The following is a 21852-nucleotide window of genomic DNA, read 5'->3' on the forward strand; positions in this document are numbered from 1 at the left end:
ATCATATTTTGAGCATCTTCGCAAAGATAAAGCAAGGGAAAAGAAAAGTGCGGTGAAATATCTCTTTATTTTCTACCGCACTTCAATTCTATAAGAACTTAAACTCCGTCCATTGATAATATCGCTCGCCTGCTTTTTGAATCCCGCCGTAATTTTGCCATTCAGGATGATTTGGTGTGTCGGGTAAACATTGGGTTTCTAGTGCTACGCCAGAAAAATCGGCATATAATCCGCTATTTCTCGTTGGTGTGCCTGCAAGATAATTACCCGTATAAACCTGCAATGCGGCTTGCGAGGTTCTTACTTCCAAACTTAAATCACCAGTTGGAGAGGTTAGTAACACACAAGGCTTTTGCCAAGCTTTATTGACAATAAAGGAATGATCGTAACCTTTTGTTACTTGCTGATCCCCTTGTAAAAAATCTTGTTTGATGGGTTTAGCAATACGGAAGTCAAAACTTGTATTCACTACGTGCTTTAATGGAGAATTAGGAATCCCCTCATTATCTACAGGCAGATAAAAATCAGCATTTAAACGTAATGTATGTTCACGCACGTCACTGCCTTGCTCTGCATTTTCTAAATTGAAATAGGCATGATTAGTCAGATTCAAAGCAGTATCCTTATCACTCATCCCTGCATATTCAATTTTTACGCTATTATCATCCGTTAGCGTATAGGTTACAGACACATCCACATTACCAGGAAAACCTTGATCACCATCCTCTGAGTGTAATGAAAAACACACAAAATTCTTACCGCACTTTTGAATGTTCCAACGGCGTTTATCAAAGCCCTCTCCACCATGAAGCTGGTGTTTACCTTGATTATTACTTAATTTAATAAGTTCGCCATTCAATTCAAATTGAGCATTTGCAATACGATTTGCATAACGCCCTATGCTTGCGCCTAAATAGCTTTGATGAGTGGGATAATCCTCTATCTTGCAACCCAATAAAACCTCGCGTAATGTGTCATTTACTGGCACTTTACAAGAAAGCCAAGTTGCCCCCCAATCCATAAATTGAACACGCATTCCATTTTCATTTTGCAGAGTTATAAGCTGATAAGGCACGCCATCAGGCGCATTAAAAGTGGTTTGTTCTAACATCATTTTCTCTTAAATCACTTGAACACCTTGTGATGCAGTGCACACATAAAAAGTTTCTTTTAAACCTGTGGTTTTCTCGTAATTATCCGCAATAATTTTACGAACTGCATCGACTTTATCATGCGGCGCAAGTGCAACAATACATCCACCAAAACCGCCGCCCGTCATACGCGCACCGCCATTTTTGCCAATAACAAGTTGAGCCAATTCAACTAAATAATCAATTTGTGGCACGGTGATTTCAAAATCATCACGCATTGAATCGTGAGATGCTTCCATTAGTTTACCTAAACGAGTCAAATCATTGTTCTTCAATGCTTCCACTGCATCGAGTACTCGTTGATTTTCTGTTACGACATGACGAGCGCGTTTTGCTGCTAACGGAGAAAGTGCGGTCAATTCTGCTTCTCTTTTTTGGAATAGCTCAACTGAAACATCACGTAATGCTTTCACGCCAAAAAATTTTGCCGCCTCTTCACATTGCTGACGGCGAGTATTGTATTCGCCCGTTACCAAATCGTGCGGTACGTTTGAATTCACAATAATAACGGCGACATCTTGTGGCACAGGTGTTGGAGTGGTTTCAAGACTACGACAATCGATCATCAGTAAGTGATTTTCCTGCCCAAGTGCGGAAATTAACTGATCCATATTGCCACAATTTGCTCCAACAAATTGGTTTTCCGCTTTTTGCCCATTCAATGCAATATCCGTGTGAGAAAGCGGTAAATCGCTAAGTTGTTGGCAGAATTTACCCACCGCAACTTCTAACGCTGCAGATGAACTTAATCCAGAAGAAAGCGGCACATTTCCAGAAATCACTAAATTTGCACCTTGTTGAAAGTGCGGGTAACGTTCTTGGATAAATTTTACCACTCCACGCACATAATTAGCCCATTTGTGTTCACTCTTAGAAATTTCTACATTGAGAGAAAATTCATCAGTTTCATCAAGATCCGCCGCATAAACATTCCAAATATGATCATCTCGTTTTGTACCAGAAACGGCTGTACCAAAATTAATCGCACAAGGCATAACAAAGCCGTCGTTGTAGTCGGTATGTTCACCGATGATATTTACTCGGCCTGGCGCATAGACGGTAATTTCTGGCAAATTTTTATGCTGTCTATTGAAAATTTGTTGAGCATTTTGGATTGGGGTCATATTTCTATCCTTTATATTAAATCTGTATTCAAACTGCACCCCTCTTTTGTAAAGAGAGCGGGCTGACTATATTATTTAGCTCTTTCTTTATAATGAACTTCACTCAAAGCACGTAATCGCTCTGCTGCCTGTTCCGCCGTTAAATCGCGTTGGCTTTCGCCTAACATTTCATATCCCACCATAAATTTACGCACGGTTGCTGAGCGTAAAAGAGGAGGGTAAAAATGAGCATGTAGCTGCCAATGTTCGTTATCTTCGCCATTAAATGGTGCGGCATGAAATCCCATTGAATATGGGAAAGAAGTCTCAAATAGATTGTCGTATTTAGTTGTCAATTTTTTCAAAATAACCGCAAGATCTTTTGATTGTTCATCACTTAATTCAGTTAAACGTTTTACATGCGTTTTTGGTAAAAGCAATGTTTCAAATGGCCAAACAGCCCAATAAGGCACCAAAGCTACCCAATGTTCAGTTTCAACAACAATACGTTCTTTTAACTCCAGTTCTCGTTTCACATAATCAACTAGCATTACTGAACCATGTTTTAGTAAATAATCGCGTTGTGTGCGATCTTCACGAGCAACTTCATTTGGCAAGAAACTATTCGCCCAAATTTGACCATGTGGATGTGGATTCGAACACCCCATTGCTGCACCTTTGTTTTCAAAAATTTGCACCCATTGGTATTTTGCACCAAGTTCACTAAGTTGCTCTTGCCATACTTTAATCACTTCTTCAATTTCAAGTGTGGTCAATAATGGCAATGTTTTACTATGATCTGGAGAGAAACAAATGACTCGACTTTCCCCACGAGCTTGAGAACTTTGGAAAAGTGGATCTGAGGATTTTTCAGGGGCTGGCGTATCTTCTAAAAGCGCGGAAAAATCATTTTTAAACACATAAGGTTTACGATAATCTGGATTTAATTCGCCTGTAATACGCTTATTACTCGGGCAAAGATAACAAGTTGGATCATAACTTGGTTTTTGTTCTTCATTCACTTTTTCTTGTTGCCCTTGCCACGGGCGTTTAGCACGATGTGGTGATACCAAAACCCATTGATCAATTAACGGATTATAGCGACGATGTGGATGCTCTGTTGATTCAAAAATATCACTCATAATTGGCTCCCTTTCTAAATTGTAAACGATTACACAAAAGACTGCGCATAAGATAGCAAATTCACAAAAATAAACCGTGATCCGTATCACATAATATGAAAATCTCTGAAAGTTTTTTGTGATCTCAGTTACAAATCAGAAAGTAATCGCTTTCAATTTTATTTAGAAAGAACATAATTAAGAAACGTAATTCCATTATGGAAAGTATTCTATGAGCACCATTCATGATGTAGCTGAGCTAGCCCATGTATCCATTGCTACTGTTTCTCGTGTTATAAATCAACATCCCTCTGTGAGTGAAGAAACTCGCCTTACAGTAAAACAAGCAATTGAACAACTTAATTACCAGCCAAATGCAAATGCTAAAGCCCTTGCAATACAAAACACCGATACCATTGGTGTGGTTGTCACCGATGTAACAGACTCGTTTTTTGCTATTTTAGTGAAAGCCGTAGATAAAGTCGCAGAAGCACACCGTAAAACAATCTTGATTGGCATTGGCTATCACCATGCAGAGAAGGAACGTGAAGCTATTGATACTTTACTTCGCAAGCGTTGTAGTTGTTTAGTTGTGCATTCGAAAGCGTTATCCGACGATGAGCTTAGCCATTATTTGAAAACAGTACCAGGAATGGTGATTATCAATCGGGTGATTCAAGGCTATGAAAATCGTTGCGTAAGTTTAGATAATAAAAAAGGAACCTACTTAGCAACAGAAATGCTTATCCGTTGTGGTCATAAACATATTGCATATATTGGATCTAACCATGCTATTTTCGATGAAATTGAGCGTCGAGATGGTTATCTTACTGCATTAAAAGATCACAATTATCCAATTATTGAGCATGCCATAACGCACAATTCACCAGACTTCGAAGGTGGTGAAAAAGCAATGATTGATTTGCTTAGTTATAACAAAGATCTTACTGCTGTGGTCGCTTATAACGATTCAATGGCTGCAGGAGCAATTTCAGTCCTCAATGAAAACAATATAAGTGTACCAAGCCAATTTTCAATCATTGGTTTTGACGATATGCCAATCGCTCGTTATTTAATTCCAAAATTGACGACCATTCGCTATCCTATTGATTTAATGGCAACTTATGCAGCTAACCTTGCATTAAGCCTTGTCGATAATGAGGTGAGAACGCCATTAACAATTCAATTTAACCCAACATTAGTACGCCGTTTTTCTGTGGAATCTATCTAAATTTGAAGATAAACGCACTCATAAAATGTGATGGCGATCACAAATCCGAATTTTTAATGTAATCGTTTTCATTTATGTGAGTTTGATCACAGATTCCAAGCTGATTATTCGCTAATATGGCATCAATTGCAGAATGTAATGCAATATTTATCTCTAACATCAACATTCCAAAATAGGAGCGTTATTATGAAAAAAACAGCAGTATTAAGTGCGGTTGCTTTAGCTATCGGTTTAGGTGCAGCATCTTCTAGCTTCGCAGCAAGTAACAAAATTGGTGTAACCATTTACAAATACGATGACAACTTCATGTCTTTAATGCGTAAAGAAATTGATAAAGAAGCTAAAGCACTTGGCGGCATTAACTTATTAATGAATGACTCCCAAAATGCACAATCAATTCAAAATGACCAAGTTGATGTATTACTTTCCAAAGGTGTGAAAGCTCTTGCAATTAACTTAGTGGACCCAGCTGCGGCACCAACCATTATTAGCAAAGCAAAACCAGATAACATTCCGGTTGTATTCTTTAATAAAGACCCAGGTGCAAAAGCTATCGGTTCTTATGAACATGCTTACTATGTAGGTACTGATCCAAAAGAATCTGGCTTAATTCAAGGGGATTTAATTGCAAAACAATGGAAAGCGAATCCAGCTCTAGACTTAAATAAAGATGGCAAAATCCAATTCGTGTTATTAAAAGGTGAACCAGGTCACCCAGATGCTGAAGCACGTACAAAATTCGTAGTTGAAGAACTTAATGCTAAAGGTATCCAAACTGAACAATTATTTATTGATACTGGTATGTGGGATGCTGCAATGGCGAAAGATAAAGTAGATGCTTGGTTATCTAGCTCTAAAGCTAACGACATTGAAGTAATTATTTCTAACAACGATGGTATGGCATTAGGCGCATTAGAAGCAACCAAAGCACATGGTAAAAAACTCCCTATCTTCGGTGTGGATGCATTACCAGAAGCGTTACAACTCATCAAAAAAGGTGAACTTGCAGGTACTGTGTTAAACGATGGTGTGAACCAAGGTAAAGCAGTTGTTCAATTATCTAACAACTTAGCACAAGGCAAAGCAGCAACTGAAGGCACAAAATGGGAATTAAAAGATCGTGTTGTACGTATCCCTTATGTTGGTGTGGATAAAGACAACTTAGGCGACTTCTTAAAATAATTTCTCATCAATTTTTGTTGTAATCCAAGGGGAAGTTGCCCTTCCCCTTTTTAACGAGGTTGGATATGACATCTCAAACTCAAAGTCAAGACAGCCAAGTGCTGCTCACAATGACCAATGTCTGCAAGTCCTTTCCAGGCGTAAAAGCCTTAGATAACGCAAACTTAACGGTTCGTTCACATTCTGTTCATGCTTTAATGGGTGAAAACGGCGCGGGCAAATCTACATTACTAAAATGTTTATTCGGCATTTATGCCAAAGATGAAGGTGAAATTCTTTTCTTAGGTCAACCCGTCAATTTTAAAACATCTAAAGAAGCCCTTGAGAATGGTATTTCAATGGTGCACCAAGAACTCAACCTCGTGCGCCAAACTAGCGTAATGGATAATTTGTGGCTTGGACGCTATCCACTTAAAGGACCTTTTGTCGATCACGCAAAAATGTATCGTGATACTAAAGCGATTTTTGATGAATTGGATATTGATGTAGATCCTAAAGAAAAGGTCGCCAAACTTTCAGTTTCTCAAATGCAGATGATCGAAATTGCGAAGGCGTTCTCGTATAACGCTAAAATCGTAATCATGGATGAACCAACATCCTCGCTTTCTGAAAAAGAAGTTGAGCATCTGTTTAAAATTATCGACAAATTAAAACAACGCGGTTGCGGCATTATTTATATTTCTCACAAAATGGATGAAATCTTCAAAATCTGTGATGAAATTACTATTTTACGCGACGGTAAATGGATCAACACTGTAAATGTGAAAGAATCCAGCATGGAACAAATTGTCGGAATGATGGTAGGTCGTGAATTAACACAGCGTTTCCCTGAAAAAACAAACACGCCAAAAGAAGTCATTTTACAGGTAGAAAATCTTACCGCTAAAAATCAACCATCCATTCAAGACGTATCTTTTGAATTACGAAAAGGTGAAATTCTCGGTATTGCAGGTCTTGTGGGGGCTAAACGTACTGATATCGTTGAAGCTATTTTTGGCGTACGTGAATTAACCGAAGGAACTATCAAGTTACACGGAAAAACCGTGAAAAATCATACCGCACTTGAAGCGATTAATAATGGCTTTGCATTGGTCACTGAAGAGCGTCGTTCAACAGGTATTTACTCTAATTTAAGCATTGAATTTAACTCATTGATTTCAAATATGAAATCTTATCTCACACCATGGAAATTACTTAGCACGAAGAAAATGAAAAGTGATACCCAGTGGGTAATTGATTCAATGAATGTTAAAACGCCATCACATAGAACAACAATTGGTTCTCTTTCTGGCGGTAACCAACAAAAAGTCATTATCGGTCGTTGGCTTTTAACTCAACCTGAAATTCTGATGCTTGATGAGCCGACTCGTGGTATCGACATCGGGGCAAAATTTGAAATTTACCAACTCATTCAAGAACTCGCTAAAAAAGATAAAGGCATTATTATGATTTCATCAGAAATGCCTGAATTACTAGGTGTAACTGACCGTATTTTAGTGATGAGTAACGGTAAATTGGCGGGTATTGTAGAAACTGCAAAAACTTCACAAGAAGAAATCTTGCAACTCGCTGCGAAATATTTATAAAGATAAAAGGAACAAATCATGAGTGCCTTACAAAAAAACAAATCCTTTGATTTATTAAAACAAAATGCGATTTATTTTGTCTTGCTGATTTTGCTCGGCATTATTATTGCGCAAGATCCAACCTTTTTAAATTTAATCAACTTCAGTAACATCTTAACCCAATCTTCTGTGCGCTTAATTATTGCTCTCGGGGTTGCCGGATTGTTGATTACACAAGGAACTGACTTATCTGCTGGTCGTCAAGTTGGTTTAGCTGCGGTTATCTCTGCAACCATGTTGCAATCAATGGAAAATATGAACCGTGTATTCCCTGAAATGGGTGAAATTCCAATTCCTGTGGTAATTCTTGCAGTTTGTGCTGTTGGTGCGCTAATTGGCTTGATTAATGGATTAGTTATCGCTTATTTAAACGTTACCCCATTCATTGCAACAATGGGTACGATGATTATCGTATATGGTTTCAACTCACTATACTATGATGCAGTAGGTGGTTCTCCAATCGCAGGTTTTAGCGAAAATTTCTCAACATTTGCTCAAGGATTCTTCCGAATCGGTAGTTTTAAACTTTCTTACATCACAATCTATGCAGCCATTGCCTCATTCTTAGTTTGGGTGATGTGGAACAAAACTCGTTTCGGTAAAAACGTATTTGCTATCGGTGGTAACCCAGAAGCAGCGAAAGTATCTGGCGTAAACGTTGCACGCAACTTAGTTGTCATCTACATGATTGCAGGTATGTTCTATGCATTCGGTGGTATGCTCGAAGCTGGTCGTATCGGTTCTGCAACTAACAACTTAGGTTTTATGTATGAATTAGATGCTATCGCTGCTTGCGTAGTGGGTGGCGTATCCTTCGCAGGTGGTGTGGGTACCGTTATTGGTGTAATCACTGGGGTTATCATCTTTACAGTTATCAACTACGGCTTAACTTATATCGGTGTAAATCCTTACTGGCAATACATCATCAAAGGTAGCATTATTATTCTAGCGGTAGCTATTGACTCATTAAAATACGCGAAGAAAAAATAAAGCTGACGCAATCTTAATAAAATGAATGAAAAGTGGGCAAATTTGTCCACTTTTGTTTTATCTATTCAATTCTGAATTAAGGATATTTATGCAATAATCAGCAAACCCTGTATAATTGCGCCACCATTTTTATAGAGAGATAATCATGCAAATTAACTTTACACAAGTATTGCAAGACAGTTGGAACTTCTTCCGTAATCAACAAAAAATCATGCTGCAATTTGTAACAATTTTATTTATTGTGCAAAGCGCGAGTGCACTTTTAAGCTTTCCAGTTAATGATGAAAATAAAAATGATGTATTAAATCTCGCGAATAGAGATATAACTGGCTTTATCTTTTCAGTTGCAATCACTCAGATTTTAACGAGCTTTATTGCAGCTTGGGGATTAACCTCAATCCATAAAATTAGCTTACAAAATTACCGCACTTTGGGTGAGACCTTCTCACTTACCTTGCGCCGTTTTGCAGGTCTAATTCTGTTAGATCTATTAATGCTTGCGCCAATGTTACTTGGTCTTGGTGAAGCCTTTGCTGCATTACTCACAAAAAAATCACCCTCTATCATGTCACTTATCGCGATGATTGTTGGCGTTTGGTTCTTCGTCCGTTTAAATTTGACGGCAGTACATTATCTTTCGACTCAAGATACACTTTCGCAAACTATCCGAAAAATTTGGATACGAGGAAATACTCGAAAAGGTGTATTGTTTATTTACACCCTACTGGTTTATTTTCTCGTGCCAGTTCTCATTTTCCAATTAAGCGCATTTTCCAATAATGCTGTGTTTGATATGGTGATAGGCATTTTCACCGCATTACTCAATATTTTTATGCTAGTAGTGACTTATCGTTTCTACAGCTTATTTATGAAGGATTAATCAATATGAAACAACTCCTTGACTTTATCCCTTTAATTTTATTTTTTGTCACTTACAAACTCGGTGGTGTACGTGAAGCAGCCATCGTATTAGTAGTTGCAACAATTTTGCAGATCGTGATTTTAAAATGGAAATACGGAACCGTTGAAAAACAACAAAAAATCATGGCAAGTGCGGTCGTTTTTTTTGGACTTTTAACTGCTTACTTTAATGAAATCCGCTATTTGCAATGGAAAGTGACAATTATTAATGCCTTGTTTGCCATTGTTTTGCTCGTCGCACAATTTCAATTTAAAACCCCATTAATAAAAAAATTACTTGGCAAAGAGCTACAACTGCCTGAAAAGGCTTGGAATACACTTAACCTCGGTTGGGCAGTATTCTTTATTATTTGTATGTTGGTGAATATTTATATCAGCCATAATATGTCGGAAGAAGCTTGGGTTGATTTCAAATCTTTCGGAATTATTGGTATGACGGTGATTGCAACGATTATTTCAGGTGCTTATATCTATCGCTATTTACCTAAAGATGATTCAAATTCAAAAGATGGAGAAAAATAATGTCTTCCAATTTTACTGATAAAAATGGTCGCCAATCAAAAGGAGTTCTTTTACTACGAACTTTGGCGATGCCTTCTGACACCAATGCTAACGGAGATATTTTTGGTGGCTGGATTATGTCTCAAATGGATATGGGTGGTGCGATTTTAGCAAAAGAAATCGCACATGGGCGCGTAGTTACCGTTGCGGTTGAAAGCATGAATTTCATCAAACCAATCTCTGTGGGCGATGTGGTTTGTTGCTACGGCCAATGTCTAAAAGTAGGACGTTCTTCCATTAAAATTAAAGTAGAAGTATGGGTGAAAAAAGTAGCGAGTGAGCCAATTGGTGAACGCTATTGCGTAACTGATGCGGTTTTTACCTTTGTTGCAGTTGATAATAATGGTCGCTCTCGCACGATTCCCCGTGAAAACAACCAAGAGTTGGAAAAAGCATTAGCCCTAATTTCCGAATTAGAAACAGAACACCCTTGTAAATAAAAGGAAATCATTATGTACTATGTTATTTTTGCCCAAGATATTCCCAATATGTTAGAAAAACGCCTTGCAGTACGCGAACAACATTTAGCTCGTTTAAAACAACTTCAAGCAGAAAACCGATTACTGACGGCAGGACCAAATCCTGCAATTGATGATGAAAATCCGGGGGAAGCTGGTTTTACTGGTTCAACCGTCATTGCACAATTTGCAAACTTGCAAGCGGCAAAAGACTGGGCGGCACAAGATCCTTATGTAGAAGCTGGCATATATGGTGATGTTATTGTAAAACCATTTAAAAAAGTATTTTAGCCCTCCTCAATTCTTGTAAGCTAACATGAAAAAAGTCGCTTTAATTTCTCTCTGCATTTTGACCGCACTTTCTGCCTTTGCCGATACATCTAACACGGCAACAGCATCCATCAATCTTGAGCAAGAAAAACAAAACTGGGCGTCAATACAGCATCAAGACTACTTAAAACGTTTAAAACAACGTGAAACCTTTTTGCAAGTTGAAGGTTTGTTAAAAAGTGCGGTAAAAAACCAGCAATTTTCTGAAGCGACTCAAAACATCACAAAAACCTTAATAGATTCATTGCAAGGCTACCCTTTGCAATATGATCTGCTTGCTCGATTTTGGGAGACAAAAATCGTCTTTTTAAAAAGTGATGACATTCAGGGCAAACAACAAGCAATAAATGAACTCAATGCATTAGTGCAACAAAATTACCCTTTTGTGACGCCAGCATTTCAAGCCTTATTACAAAAACTATCCACGTTAAACGAACAACAAACATCAGCAACTTCAGATAATGATAAAGAAAATAACAGGGTTCAAAAAGAACAAAATCAAGTAGAAAATCCTAAACAACTTGATGAAATTGTAAGAAAAAGTGATCCTAACACTTTAGATAAAACCGTATTAATTGATGCTTTCCCACGTTATCTTAAAACGCTACCTGAACAAATGAATAACCCAAGTTTTGAATCCTATCAAAAATGGGCAAATACTTGGCAACTCTCAGAAGATGAAATCAAACAGTGGAAAATAGCCTTTTTAAATCGTTTTTTTGATAATGAAAACGCTGATTTTCAAAAATGGCGTGATGAAAAAATCCAACAATTAAAAACTGATAATCTAACCGAACGCCGTTTACGAATGGCAATTTGGCAGAAGACAGACCTTTCTCCGTGGCTTAATTCACTTACAACTGAAGGAAAAGCAAAACAAGAATGGCGTTATTGGGAAGCCAAACAAGATATATCAAAAAATATAGAAAAACTGACCGCACTTTCAAAAGAGCGGGGATTCTATCCAATGTTAGCAGCTGCACAATTAAAGCAAGCATATAAAGTCGATTTTCCAGTCGCACCAAGTTTTACCGTAGAAGAACAACTTCCTTTCGAACAAGTTTTCGCCATAATTCGAGAATTAAGAGAACTGGGACGAAATGGTTTAGCAAAACAACGTTGGCGAATTTTACTTGATAATGCTAATTTCACAACTCAGCTAAAACTTGCAGAATATGCTAAAAACCAGCAATGGTTTGAATTGGCTGTTGATGCTTCTATTGTTGCAAAAGCGTGGGATTATCTGTCCCTTCGTCTGCCAAATGCTTATTCAGAATACTTCAATGCAGCATTACAGAATTTAAATATCAGCAAAACTTTTGCTATGGCAATAGCCCGTCAAGAAAGTGCTTGGAATCCAATGGCACAATCTTCTGCAAATGCGCGGGGCTTAATGCAACTTCTGCCAAGCACAGCAAAATTGACTGCAGAGAATAATCAACTACCTTATCAAGGCGAACAAGATTTATTCAAACCATTGAATAATATTTTGCTAGGTACCGCACATCTCAATGAACTCAATGGAAAATATCCTAATAATCGAATATTGATTGCAGCCGCTTACAATGCAGGGGCAAATCGAGTAGAAAAATGGTTAAGTCGCACTAATGGAAAATTAGCATTAGACGAATTTGTCGCATCTATTCCTTTTTACGAAACTCGTGGTTATGTGCAAAATGTCGTCACTTATGACTTTTACTATCAAATTTTACAAAATCAAGAAAACCCACAAATCTTTAGCCAAGAAGAATTGAATCGGCTATACTAAACGCACTAGTTTAATAGTGTGGAATGGGAGCGTAATTATGTATATCAGCCGCAATTTAGAACAATGGAATGCCTTTCTTCAAATGCTAAAAATTGCCTTTGAAGAAAACAAAGCGCAGGAATTTCTAACCTTATTATTAACTGCAGACGAACGGGATGCAGTAGGATTGCGTTTGCAGATTGTCTCTCAGCTGATTGATAAAAATATGCCTCAGCGTGAAATTCAACAAAATCTTAATACAAGTGCCGCCACAATCACTCGAGGTTCCAATATGATTAAAACGATGGATCCTGATTTTATGCAATGGATGAAACAACATCTTGATCTCATTGAAAAAAACTAAGCGAATTTTTACCGCACTTTCTCACTTATTTAGTCTTAAATGGTGGAAAAAAAACTGGCAGCGAGTTATCTTTCGTTTTTTTTTCGCCGTTTTTGCTTTGTTGCTGATTTTTCGATTTGTACCTATCCCATTTTCCGCTTATATGGTACAACAAAAAATCGCTAATCTTTTACAAGGCGATTTTCGATATCAAATCCAATATAACTGGGTCAGCCTAGAAAATATCTCCCCAAACATTCAATTGGCTGTGATTTCATCAGAAGATCAGCGTTTTCCTGAACATTTAGGCTTTGATTTTGAGGCTATCCAACGAGCAATTCGGTATAACGAAAAATCTAAAAAAGGAATCCGAGGAGCATCAACCATTTCCCAGCAAACCGCTAAAAATTTAATGCTTTGGCATGGACAAAATTGGCTACGAAAAGGTTTGGAAGTTCCAGCAACCATGTTGCTCGAGCTGACTTGGTCAAAAAAACGTATTTTAGAAGTGTATTTAAATATTGCAGAATTTGGGAATGGCATTTTTGGTGTGGAAGCGGCAAGTCGCTATTACTTTAAAAAATCAGCTAAAAATTTATCTCAAAATGAAGCCGCACTTTTAGCTGCTGTGTTGCCTAATCCAATCATTTATAAAGTAAATAAGCCAAGCTTATTAGTTCGTAAAAAACAAGCTTGGATTTTGAGACAAATGGGAAATTTAGGTAGTGAATACTTAAGTCATTTATAAAAAATCCAATCGAATTTCTGAAGTAAAACAAACTAAAAAATATTTACTTGATACATAAAATAAAAAACGAGTCTTAGACTCGTTTTTTTATTTATAGCATTTTTATTACAGATTTATTACCGCAAATAACACCCAAACAGTATAAATTGTGGCTAAACCATAAAAGATAAATCCACCAGCTGGCACATGCACTTTAAGATCGTGCATACCATGGTGAATACGGTGTAAACCACACCACATTGGGAAAATAGTAAGCACTAAAATAACTAATTTACCAATCCAAGAATAAGCAAAAGTAATTAGATTATGCGCATCGACTAAACCAAATGGTAATAACAAACCGATAATTAAAATAACGACAGGGAAGAAAATTGCACTCACTGTGCCGCCTGCACCGAACATTAACCATACTGGCGGTTCGCCGGAGCGTTTTGGATTTTGATCAACCATTTTTTCTCTCCCTTAGATATAAACTAAAACTAAAGCAATCACGCTAACTAATACGGTTACCGCCCAAAGTGCATTTCTTACAACAGTGTGTGGTAAGCGTTCATTTTTCACAATGATATTCATTACTTTCGGTGTCATTAAGAAATATGTCACCGTATGATAAAGCGTTGCGATAAGCGTAATAATATTTAAGAACACCACAATTGGATTTCTTAAAAACTCAATAAAGCTCAAGATGCCTAAGCCTGGCATTGGATTGCTTGCAAGGCAAAGAACACCATAAAGCAATACAATACAAAACCATACAGCAAAGATTGAAGTCGCTTCACGTAGCATATAAGCTTTATAGAAGTCCAATTTTTGCCACCAAGTCGCTGTCATTGGACGAACATATTTTTTACGTTTACTCACTGTTACTGACATTCCTTCCCCCTTAGCTTTTTGGTTTTAGCATAGAGATAACATAATCTTTGGCACTTTCCACTTTTCCTTGGTTAATTGCAGAAGCAGGATCCACATGTTTTGGACAAACTTCTGAGCAATAGCCAACGAAAGTACAACTCCAAACCCCGTTTTTACCATTTAACAATGACATACGTTTTGCTTTACCATGGTCACGGTTATCAAGATTATAACGATGAGCCATAGTAATAGCTGCAGGGCCTAAGAATTCAGGATTTAAACCAAATTGAGGGCAAGCGGCATAGCATAAACCACAGTTGATACACATTGAGAATTGACGATATTTCTCAAGCTGTGCAGGCGTTTGTTTAGTACGGCTTACTTGCAATTCTTTCGATGGATGTGGTTTACCATCTAATGCTGGTGCTTCGTTACCAATAATATAAGGTTTAATTGCCTCTAAACTTTCGATAAAGTGGCTTAAATCAACCACTAAGTCGCGTTCAATTGGGAAGTTTGCTAACGGCTCAATACGCATATGGCCGCTGTAATCACGTAAGAACGTTTTACAAGCCAATTTCGGTTTGTTATTTACCATCATCCCGCAGGAACCACAAATCGCCATACGGCAAGACCAACGATAAGAAAGAGAGGGTTCAAGTTTATCCTTAATATAACCTAACGCATCAAGCAATGAAGTTTGATTATCATAAGGTACTTGATAAGTACTTAGATACGGTTCTTGATCGATTTCAGGATTGTAGCGTAATACTTCAACATTCATTACAGGTGAATTAACCATTTGCTTGCTCCTTAGCTTTCGCTGCTTCTTGAGCTTCTGCTTCCGCACCGTAAACACGTTTTGCAGGTTGAGATTTAGTAATTTTCACCGGACTGTATTCAATGCGCGGCGCACCATTCTCATTGTAGAAAGCAAGTGTATGTTTTAAATAATTTACATCGTCACGTTCTGTGTAATCTAAGCGTTGGTGAGCACCACGAGATTCTTTACGTTCAATCGCTGAATTTGCAATAGATTGCGCAACATCTAGGATGTACCCCAACTCAACTGTGTAAAGCACATCGGTATTGAACACGCTTGAGTTATCTGCTACGCGAATACGTTTGTAACGTTCTTTTAATTCTGCAATTTTATCTACTGCTTTTTGCATACTTGCTTGGTCACGGTAAATACCACAGCCCTCTTCCATTACAGAACCCATTTCATCACGGATTTCAGACCAAGATTCATTACCTTCTTGTTTATGAAGGGCTTCTAAACGAGCAACAACATCTTTTGCTTGAGCATCAACCGCTCTTTGATTTACAGATTGAGCCTCAACTGCACGTTGTGCCGCATATTCCCCAGCGACACGACCTAATACAACAAGTTCAGCTAAAGAGTTAGAGCCTAAGCGGTTTGCACCATGTAAACCTGAAGATGCACACTCACCTACAGCAAATAAACCTTTGATACGAGTTTCGCTGTTAAAATCAACCTCAATACCGCCCATGGTGTAGTGAACAACTGGACGAACTGGAATTGGTTCATTCACTGGATTAACACCTTCATAAGCACTTGCTAACTCACAAATGAATGGTAGACGCTCATGTAAATATTTTTCACCGAGATGACGCAAATCTAAATGCACAACATCTACGCCTTTCGCAGTTTTTAAGGTATTACCTTTTTTCCATTCTTGCCAGAATGCTTGAGAAACTTTATCGCGAGGACCAAGTTCCATATATTTATTTTGCGGTTTGCCAATTGGCGTTTCAGGTCCCAGACCGTAATCTTGAAGATAGCGATAGCCATCTTTATTCACTAAGATACCGCCTTCACCACGGCAACCTTCAGTCATTAAAATACCGGTATTCGGTAAACCTGTTGGGTGATATTGAACAAACTCCATATCACGAAGTGGTACGCCATGACGATACGCCATAGATAAACCGTCACCTGTTACAATACCGCCGTTGGTATTGAATTTAAATGCACGACAACCGCCGCCAGTTGCAATCACAACCGCATTTGCATTAATTTGAACAAGTGAACCTTCCATCATGTTCATTGCAACCATACCTCGAGCATGGCCATCATCAACAAGAATATCTAATACGAAGTGTTCATCAAAACGTTGGATTTGTGGATATTGAATAGAAGTTTGGAAAAGCGTGTGTAATAAGTGGAAACCTGTTTTATCAGCAGCGAACCAAGTACGCTCAATTTTCATTCCACCGAAACGACGCACGTTTACATCGCCATCTGCTTTACGGCTCCAAGGACATCCCCAACGTTCTAATTGAGTCATTTCCACTGGCGAATGTTGCACGAAATATTCCACAACATCCTGTTCGCAAAGCCAGTCACCACCCGCAACAGTATCTTGGAAGTGTTTATCGTAAGAATCTTCTTCTTTGATAACTGCCGCTGCGCCACCTTCTGCAGCCACAGTATGACTACGCATTGGGTACACTTTTGAAACTAATGCAATTTTTAAGTTAGGATTTGCTTCTGCTGCTGCAATCGCTGCACGTAAACCGCCGCCACCAGCACCAACAATTGCAATATCGACATTAACTGTTTGCACGATATCCTCCAATAAATGTAGAAAGTAAAAAAAAGAAATTACCCTAAAAGGGTAATATTTCGTAGGCATTGTGCCATTTTTTGTTACAAATTAATAACGTTTTTTTATGTCTAAAGATGGAAAAGATCGGATTTTGTGATCTACCTCAAAAAAGCTTAGATTGAGTTGAGAAGAGCTCTCGTTTACAATGATGCAAATTCAAAAATGGGAATAAAAATGACCGCACTTACTGATTGGCAACCTTCTGCCGATATAAAAAATCTTCTTAAACGAGCAAAAATTATTGCTGAAATTCGTCAATTTTTTACAGAGCGAGGCTTGCTTGAAGTTGAGACGCCTGTTCTAAGTGAATTTGGCGTTACTGATTTACACCTTTCCACATTCAGCACAGAATTTCTCGCGCCTTTCGGTGAACAATCCAAAACACTTTGGCTTTCTACAAGCCCTGAATATCATATGAAACGCTTGCTTGCTGCAGGCAGTGGACCAATATTCCAAATCAGCAAAGTGTTCCGTAATGAAGAAGCCGGTAATCGCCACAATCCAGAATTTACCATGTTGGAATGGTATCGACCGCATTTTAGTATGCATCGTTTAATTAATGAAGTAGATGATTTACTCCAACAAATTTTAGATTGTCCACCTGCAGAAAGTTTAAGCTATCAGTTTGTTTTCCAAGAATATGTAGGCTTAGATCCCTTATCAGCAGAACGCTCAGAATTAATCGAAGCTGCGCGTAAACATAACTTTATGGCTGAAGATGATGAAGATCGCGATACTTTATTGCAGTTCTTATTTAGTGAAGTCGTTGAACCTCAAATAGGAAAAGAACGACCTGTTGCGGTTTATCATTTCCCTTCAACGCAAGCTGCCCTGGCACAAGTTAGTCCAGAAGATCAGCGGGTTGCAGAACGCTTTGAGTTCTATTACAAAGGCTTAGAACTGGCAAATGGTTTCCATGAATTGACCGATGCACGAGAACAAAGACATCGTTTTGAATTGGATAATCAGCAAAGAAAAAAACATGGGTTACCAACTAGAGATATTGACGAACGTTTTCTGGCTGCATTAGAAGCTGGCTTACCAAACTCTTCTGGCGTGGCACTGGGAGTCGATCGCCTAATTATGGTTGCCCTAGGTTGTGAGAAAATTAATGAAGTAATTTCTTTTGCCGTAGATAATGCCTAGACGAAAAGTGCGGTAAAAAATCTACCGCACTTTTGATTTTTAGTGACTGATCCATAATGGCAATCGTATAGTAACAGCAAGCCCGCCTAGTGGGCTTTTTTCAGCCCAGACCTTTCCTTGATGCTCCTGAATAACATTAGACACAATCGCCAATCCAAGTCCTGTTCCGCCAGTCGTTCTAGTTCGCGTTTCATCCACTCGATAAAACGGTTTGAAGATTTTTTCAAATTCATCCGGATGGACTCCTGATCCGTTGTCATCTATGCGGATCCTGAGAAATTCTTCTTCTTCTTCTTCTTCTTCTTCTTCTTGGATAAAAATATGAAGTTCGATCTTATCCTTGGTGTATTTGAGTGCATTTGTCACAATATTTTCAACCGCACTTTCCAACAATCTAAAATTGCCGTTAAGTTGTAATTCATTTTTGGGTAAACGAATATTTGTGAGAAACGTTATACCTCGTTGCTCTGCCTCAAATTTGGCATCATTGATAATATCAGTCCAAAGCGTATTAGCATAAAATATATCACGTTCCATTTGACTATTCATTTGCTGGCGTGAAAGTAGAAGTAGCTCACTAATCATTTTATCCATGCGTTCAATTTCTCTTTCAATACGTTTTATATTATCCTCACCACATTGGTGACGAATAAGAGCCGCAGCCAATTGTAAACGTGTTAGTGGCGTTTTTAATTCATGGGAAATAGACGAAAGTAGTGTTTGTTGATTAGAGATTAAATGATCAATAGAAGATGCCATTCGATTAAAACTTTGACCGACTTGGCGTAGCTCTAATGGACCATTAGCCACTAAGCTCTTATCAATTTTGAAATTGCCTAATGCCACTGAATTCGCAGCTTCTTGCAAGCGAGAAATAGGCTTAGTCAGCATTCTTGTAAACCACCAAAGCAATGGGCTGGTGATTAAAAGAATAAGCAAAATCAATATAATAGGTCTATCAAAAACATAATTAAAGATCTCACGCTGTGGATTAACGTAAGAAATAAAGTATAAGGCATAAGAATTGGCTCCATCCCCTAAATATACTTGAAATGGACCTGATATCTGTACTTCATTGAAATTTTTACGTTTAGGTTCTGAAAAATTATTGGATGCCTCCGAAAATCTTCGAATATAGGTAGTTTCCTCAGGTAATTCACCTAGAATATCTTTAGTTTGTAAATTAATAAGAACTGGTCTAGAAGGTTGAAATTTATCTGAAGGTAAAACAGGAACTTCTGAAACTAGCCCCTGTAATTGACCATTACGAACGATATTCAGGATTTCTTTTTGATAATTAACAATATCTGATTCTTCTAGAGGGGAATAGAGTCTAAGATCGAGATTGGGTACCACGATCACAAGGCTCATCATGATAAAAAAAGAAAACCAGAACAAAGCAAATGTTCTGATTGCAAGTTGATTGAAACAGAAAAAACTACGCAATTTCATAAAACTAAGTGACTAAAAGATATCCTTTTCCGCGTAAAGTTTTAAACCAAGGCAATTTGCTTTCTCGCTCTGGTAGCTTTCGTCTCAAATTAGATATATGCATATCAAGAGAGCGGTCGAACGGACTTAATGTTTTTCCTAGCACTTCTAAACTTAATTCTTCACGAGTAACAATATCACCCTTTGATTCTATTAATCGCTGAAGAACTTTAAACTCATAATCGGTTAAATTTAAGTTTTTCTCACCATGCATCGCAGTTTGGCGAGTCAAATATAAGGTTACGTTTTCAAAAGATAATATTTCTCTTGTATCACCAACATTATTTGATGGAGACACACTTCGACGCAAAATTGCTCTAATTCTTGCAACTAATTCACGATCATTAAATGGTTTAGGCAAGTAATCATCCGCACCCAATTCTAAGCCTAATACGCGATCAATGTCTTCACCTCTTGCAGTAAGCATCATTACAGGAACATTAGAGACTTTACGAATTTCTTTTAATGTATCAAGACCATTTAGCTTCGGCATCATCACATCAAGTAAAACCAACTCATGGCTTTCATCAAGTTTTTGTAATGCCTCTAATCCATTATTTGCTGTTTGAACATCAAACCCTTCTAGTGTTAAAAGGGATGAAAGTAATTCCGTCAGTTCAACATCGTCATCAACGAGCAAGAGTTTTGACATTGGAGATTCCTTTTACCAATTATTCTTATTGTAGTGCGGTGAAAATAAAAAGATTATTTCCAGAATTTCCACCAACTTGATTTTGGTTTCTCACCTGTTTCAATAATGGTGTTATTTTCGCCTTGTTGTGAAACTTCTGGCAGAGGTTTATCAAGATTGGTTTCTGTCACAATCCCACGTTGATCAAATTTTACTGTGAAAGTATGTTGAACTGGCGTTTCATAGGCACGTTGTTGTAAGAACACGTAGTACCAAGTGTAGTTATTATAAGGGTCGATTAATACTGGCGTTCCCAACAAATATTGTACTTGTTGAGCAGTCATGCCTTCTTTAACTTGCGCAACGGTAGTCGCCTCTAAATAGTTGCCTTGCGGTACATCAATTCGATATACAACTTTTTCAACGGTGGAACAAGAAGCGAGACTTAATGCTAAAAATGTTGCGCCTAAAAGTGTTTTAACTTGCATTTTCTTTACCTTAATTTGTGCAAAAGTACTGTCAAATAATACCCAAAATTGGGCGTATTTCCAAATTAATTCTCTGATTTTAAAGCCTTTTGTAATTGATCTTTTAAATTTGGCGGTAAACCTTTGATGGTTAGGGTATCTGTCATAGGATCCCATTGAATACGTGTATTCAATAATTCCGCATCAAAACTTAGGGTAACGCCCTTTCCTGACCCAGAGAATTTTGTTAGCGATTTCAATGTTGAACGTACTGGCGGAATGCTGTCTTCCAAACCATAATTCTGTTCTCCCGCAAAGGCAACAAAAGGCTGTTCATTTAGAGTTGGTAAGGAATCAGAAAGTTCCTGTAATTCAATTTCATCACCGCCAGCAAGTTGAGCTTTGCAATATTCAAACACTTGTTTTTTCACTGCTTGAGTTTGCTCTTTGTTGAGTTCGCCTTGATCGCAGTAATCACTCACCGCTTGCAATAAACACTGATTTTGTACTTGTGGATTTAAGCCTTCTTCGGCACCTAAAAAATCCATAAAGAAATCACTAATTTTGCGACCTACACGACCTTTTATAAAGGTTAAATAACGATTAGAGTTCGCATTTACTTGCAAATCCGTCAAATTTATCCGTGCCGCAATATCAAACTGAGTTATATCAAGATATTCTGTACGACGAATCTCTAAATGCTCATCGACTAACATGCTATGACGACTATCAAGCAATGCAATAAACAAATAATCTGTTGCTAAGAAATTATATTGACATAAAATCAAAGTACCACTTTCTGCAAAGTTATATTTACCTAGCTCATCTGCAAGCAATTTTGTTGAGTATTGACTAAAACCTAAAAACTCAATTTCTTGTTCCAATAAACGATTTAAATGTTGTGCAAAGATAGACTTTTCCTGAAACACGCCAAAAGCCTTAGCTTTATTTTGATAGCTTTGATGAAGTTGCAACATCATTTGTTCTACTTCTGGTGTAATTGACAACGGCTCATCGCGTAATACACTTTCCATTTTTATGCTGTCGCCATCCATATTTTTGACTAACTGATGCAAAACAATTTGATTAACGGTAATACTCATTTTTGTCACCTTTGAAAA

At 37.8% G+C, this 21852-nt stretch carries 23 protein-coding genes; 12 read left to right on the forward strand and 11 right to left on the reverse strand.

Features of this window, described 5'->3' with window-relative positions; genetic code table 11:
* Positions 1-88: 88 nt before the first annotated feature.
* From galM to galT, 3 genes are all read right to left on the reverse strand, one after another.
* Positions 89-1111, reverse strand: a complete 1023-nt coding sequence (gene galM / locus DV434_RS00655) for a galactose-1-epimerase (RefSeq protein WP_118784925.1) — start codon at positions 1109-1111, stop codon at positions 89-91.
* Positions 1112-1120: 9 nt separating this feature from the next.
* Positions 1121-2275: a galactokinase gene (gene galK, locus DV434_RS00660; protein WP_118784924.1), complete on the reverse strand. Its 1155-nt coding sequence runs from the start codon at positions 2273-2275 to the stop codon at positions 1121-1123.
* Positions 2276-2346: 71 nt separating this feature from the next.
* Positions 2347-3396 carry a galactose-1-phosphate uridylyltransferase gene (gene galT, locus DV434_RS00665; RefSeq protein ID WP_118784923.1) on the reverse strand — a complete coding sequence of 350 codons (1050 nt, stop codon included), beginning with the start codon at positions 3394-3396 and terminating at the stop codon, positions 2347-2349.
* 211 nt (positions 3397-3607) lie between these two features.
* Between galT and DV434_RS00670 the strand changes: the two genes are divergently transcribed.
* From DV434_RS00670 to mtgA, 11 genes are all read left to right on the forward strand, one after another.
* Positions 3608-4606, forward strand: a complete 999-nt coding sequence (locus DV434_RS00670; RefSeq protein ID WP_118784922.1) for a substrate-binding domain-containing protein — start codon at positions 3608-3610, stop codon at positions 4604-4606.
* A gap of 186 nt (positions 4607-4792) precedes the next feature.
* On the forward strand, positions 4793-5788 hold the full coding sequence (mglB, locus tag DV434_RS00675) for a galactose/glucose ABC transporter substrate-binding protein MglB (protein WP_005628316.1): 996 nt from the start codon (positions 4793-4795) through the stop codon (positions 5786-5788).
* A 65-nt stretch (positions 5789-5853) separates the two neighbouring features.
* Positions 5854-7374 (forward strand): galactose/methyl galactoside ABC transporter ATP-binding protein MglA, encoded by a 1521-nt coding sequence (mglA, locus tag DV434_RS00680; protein ID WP_005633425.1) that lies wholly within the window; start codon positions 5854-5856, stop codon positions 7372-7374.
* An 18-nt stretch (positions 7375-7392) separates the two neighbouring features.
* Positions 7393-8403 (forward strand): galactose/methyl galactoside ABC transporter permease MglC, encoded by a 1011-nt coding sequence (gene mglC, locus DV434_RS00685; RefSeq protein WP_005631332.1) that lies wholly within the window; start codon positions 7393-7395, stop codon positions 8401-8403.
* A gap of 145 nt (positions 8404-8548) precedes the next feature.
* Positions 8549-9283, forward strand: a complete 735-nt coding sequence (locus DV434_RS00690; protein WP_118784921.1) for a hypothetical protein — start codon at positions 8549-8551, stop codon at positions 9281-9283.
* Positions 9284-9288: 5 nt separating this feature from the next.
* Entirely contained in the window at positions 9289-9846 is a 558-nt protein-coding gene (locus tag DV434_RS00695) for a septation protein A (protein ID WP_005636812.1), read from the forward strand.
* A complete protein-coding gene (gene yciA / locus DV434_RS00700) occupies positions 9846-10325 on the forward strand; it encodes an acyl-CoA thioester hydrolase YciA (protein ID WP_118775373.1) in 480 nt (159 codons plus the stop codon). The genes DV434_RS00695 and yciA overlap by 1 nt, the downstream gene beginning before the upstream one ends.
* 12 nt (positions 10326-10337) lie before the next feature.
* Positions 10338-10634 carry a YciI family protein gene (locus DV434_RS00705; protein ID WP_118784920.1) on the forward strand — a complete coding sequence of 99 codons (297 nt, stop codon included), beginning with the start codon at positions 10338-10340 and terminating at the stop codon, positions 10632-10634.
* Positions 10635-10659: 25 nt separating this feature from the next.
* Positions 10660-12441: a transglycosylase SLT domain-containing protein gene (locus tag DV434_RS00710; RefSeq protein ID WP_118784919.1), complete on the forward strand. Its 1782-nt coding sequence runs from the start codon at positions 10660-10662 to the stop codon at positions 12439-12441.
* A gap of 37 nt (positions 12442-12478) precedes the next feature.
* Positions 12479-12784, forward strand: a complete 306-nt coding sequence (trpR, locus tag DV434_RS00715; protein WP_005629736.1) for a trp operon repressor — start codon at positions 12479-12481, stop codon at positions 12782-12784.
* The gene (gene mtgA, locus DV434_RS00720; RefSeq protein ID WP_118784918.1) at positions 12771-13511 is read left to right on the forward strand and encodes a monofunctional biosynthetic peptidoglycan transglycosylase; all 741 of its coding nucleotides are present in this window, start codon (positions 12771-12773) and stop codon (positions 13509-13511) included. The genes trpR and mtgA overlap by 14 nt, the downstream gene beginning before the upstream one ends.
* Before the next feature lie 105 nt (positions 13512-13616).
* On the opposite strand, the gene frdD is transcribed toward mtgA, so the two are convergent.
* From frdD to frdA, 4 genes are read right to left on the reverse strand one after another with little or no spacing between them, the layout of a single operon-like run.
* The gene (gene frdD / locus DV434_RS00725) at positions 13617-13961 is read right to left on the reverse strand and encodes a fumarate reductase subunit FrdD (protein WP_005631316.1); all 345 of its coding nucleotides are present in this window, start codon (positions 13959-13961) and stop codon (positions 13617-13619) included.
* Between the two features lie 12 nt (positions 13962-13973).
* The gene (gene frdC, locus DV434_RS00730; protein ID WP_118784917.1) at positions 13974-14384 is read right to left on the reverse strand and encodes a fumarate reductase subunit FrdC; all 411 of its coding nucleotides are present in this window, start codon (positions 14382-14384) and stop codon (positions 13974-13976) included.
* Positions 14385-14394: 10 nt separating this feature from the next.
* The gene (locus DV434_RS00735; protein ID WP_118784916.1) at positions 14395-15165 is read right to left on the reverse strand and encodes a succinate dehydrogenase/fumarate reductase iron-sulfur subunit; all 771 of its coding nucleotides are present in this window, start codon (positions 15163-15165) and stop codon (positions 14395-14397) included.
* Positions 15158-16954: a fumarate reductase (quinol) flavoprotein subunit gene (gene frdA, locus DV434_RS00740; RefSeq protein ID WP_118784915.1), complete on the reverse strand. Its 1797-nt coding sequence runs from the start codon at positions 16952-16954 to the stop codon at positions 15158-15160. Before frdA ends, DV434_RS00735 begins: the two co-directional genes overlap by 8 nt.
* A gap of 216 nt (positions 16955-17170) precedes the next feature.
* On the opposite strand from frdA, the gene epmA reads away from it, so the two are divergent.
* The gene (gene epmA, locus DV434_RS00745) at positions 17171-18142 is read left to right on the forward strand and encodes an elongation factor P--(R)-beta-lysine ligase (protein WP_118784914.1); all 972 of its coding nucleotides are present in this window, start codon (positions 17171-17173) and stop codon (positions 18140-18142) included.
* Positions 18143-18181: 39 nt separating this feature from the next.
* Here epmA and cpxA read toward each other — a convergent pair whose 3' ends face one another.
* From cpxA to yejK, 4 genes are all read right to left on the reverse strand, one after another.
* Positions 18182-19594, reverse strand: a complete 1413-nt coding sequence (gene cpxA / locus DV434_RS00750) for an envelope stress sensor histidine kinase CpxA (RefSeq protein ID WP_118784913.1) — start codon at positions 19592-19594, stop codon at positions 18182-18184.
* Positions 19595-19598: 4 nt separating this feature from the next.
* Positions 19599-20285, reverse strand: a complete 687-nt coding sequence (locus tag DV434_RS00755) for a response regulator (RefSeq protein WP_118784912.1) — start codon at positions 20283-20285, stop codon at positions 19599-19601.
* A 53-nt stretch (positions 20286-20338) separates the two neighbouring features.
* The gene (bamE, locus tag DV434_RS00760; RefSeq protein WP_005631300.1) at positions 20339-20752 is read right to left on the reverse strand and encodes an outer membrane protein assembly factor BamE; all 414 of its coding nucleotides are present in this window, start codon (positions 20750-20752) and stop codon (positions 20339-20341) included.
* Between the two features lie 65 nt (positions 20753-20817).
* Positions 20818-21834: a nucleoid-associated protein YejK gene (gene yejK / locus DV434_RS00765; RefSeq protein WP_118811382.1), complete on the reverse strand. Its 1017-nt coding sequence runs from the start codon at positions 21832-21834 to the stop codon at positions 20818-20820.
* Positions 21835-21852 lie beyond the last annotated feature (18 nt).

The organism is Haemophilus haemolyticus (genome assembly GCF_003493685.1).
Lineage (GTDB): Bacteria > Pseudomonadota > Gammaproteobacteria > Enterobacterales > Pasteurellaceae > Haemophilus > Haemophilus haemolyticus_O.

Coding starts and splice junctions, on each gene's coding strand:
- galM (WP_118784925.1), bottom strand. CDS start 1,111: ATGTTAGAACAAACCACTTTTAATGCGCCTGATGGCGTGCCTTATCAG.
- galK (WP_118784924.1), bottom strand. CDS start 2,275: ATGACCCCAATCCAAAATGCTCAACAAATTTTCAATAGACAGCATAAA.
- galT (WP_118784923.1), bottom strand. CDS start 3,396: ATGAGTGATATTTTTGAATCAACAGAGCATCCACATCGTCGCTATAAT.
- DV434_RS00670 (WP_118784922.1), top strand. CDS start 3,608: ATGAGCACCATTCATGATGTAGCTGAGCTAGCCCATGTATCCATTGCT.
- mglB (WP_005628316.1), top strand. CDS start 4,793: ATGAAAAAAACAGCAGTATTAAGTGCGGTTGCTTTAGCTATCGGTTTA.
- mglA (WP_005633425.1), top strand. CDS start 5,854: ATGACATCTCAAACTCAAAGTCAAGACAGCCAAGTGCTGCTCACAATG.
- mglC (WP_005631332.1), top strand. CDS start 7,393: ATGAGTGCCTTACAAAAAAACAAATCCTTTGATTTATTAAAACAAAAT.
- DV434_RS00690 (WP_118784921.1), top strand. CDS start 8,549: ATGCAAATTAACTTTACACAAGTATTGCAAGACAGTTGGAACTTCTTC.
- DV434_RS00695 (WP_005636812.1), top strand. CDS start 9,289: ATGAAACAACTCCTTGACTTTATCCCTTTAATTTTATTTTTTGTCACT.
- yciA (WP_118775373.1), top strand. CDS start 9,846: ATGTCTTCCAATTTTACTGATAAAAATGGTCGCCAATCAAAAGGAGTT.
- DV434_RS00705 (WP_118784920.1), top strand. CDS start 10,338: ATGTACTATGTTATTTTTGCCCAAGATATTCCCAATATGTTAGAAAAA.
- DV434_RS00710 (WP_118784919.1), top strand. CDS start 10,660: ATGAAAAAAGTCGCTTTAATTTCTCTCTGCATTTTGACCGCACTTTCT.
- trpR (WP_005629736.1), top strand. CDS start 12,479: ATGTATATCAGCCGCAATTTAGAACAATGGAATGCCTTTCTTCAAATG.
- frdD (WP_005631316.1), bottom strand. CDS start 13,961: ATGGTTGATCAAAATCCAAAACGCTCCGGCGAACCGCCAGTATGGTTA.
- frdC (WP_118784917.1), bottom strand. CDS start 14,384: ATGTCAGTAACAGTGAGTAAACGTAAAAAATATGTTCGTCCAATGACA.
- DV434_RS00735 (WP_118784916.1), bottom strand. CDS start 15,165: ATGGTTAATTCACCTGTAATGAATGTTGAAGTATTACGCTACAATCCT.
- epmA (WP_118784914.1), top strand. CDS start 17,171: ATGACCGCACTTACTGATTGGCAACCTTCTGCCGATATAAAAAATCTT.
- cpxA (WP_118784913.1), bottom strand. CDS start 19,594: ATGAAATTGCGTAGTTTTTTCTGTTTCAATCAACTTGCAATCAGAACA.
- DV434_RS00755 (WP_118784912.1), bottom strand. CDS start 20,285: ATGTCAAAACTCTTGCTCGTTGATGACGATGTTGAACTGACGGAATTA.
- bamE (WP_005631300.1), bottom strand. CDS start 20,752: ATGCAAGTTAAAACACTTTTAGGCGCAACATTTTTAGCATTAAGTCTC.
- yejK (WP_118811382.1), bottom strand. CDS start 21,834: ATGAGTATTACCGTTAATCAAATTGTTTTGCATCAGTTAGTCAAAAAT.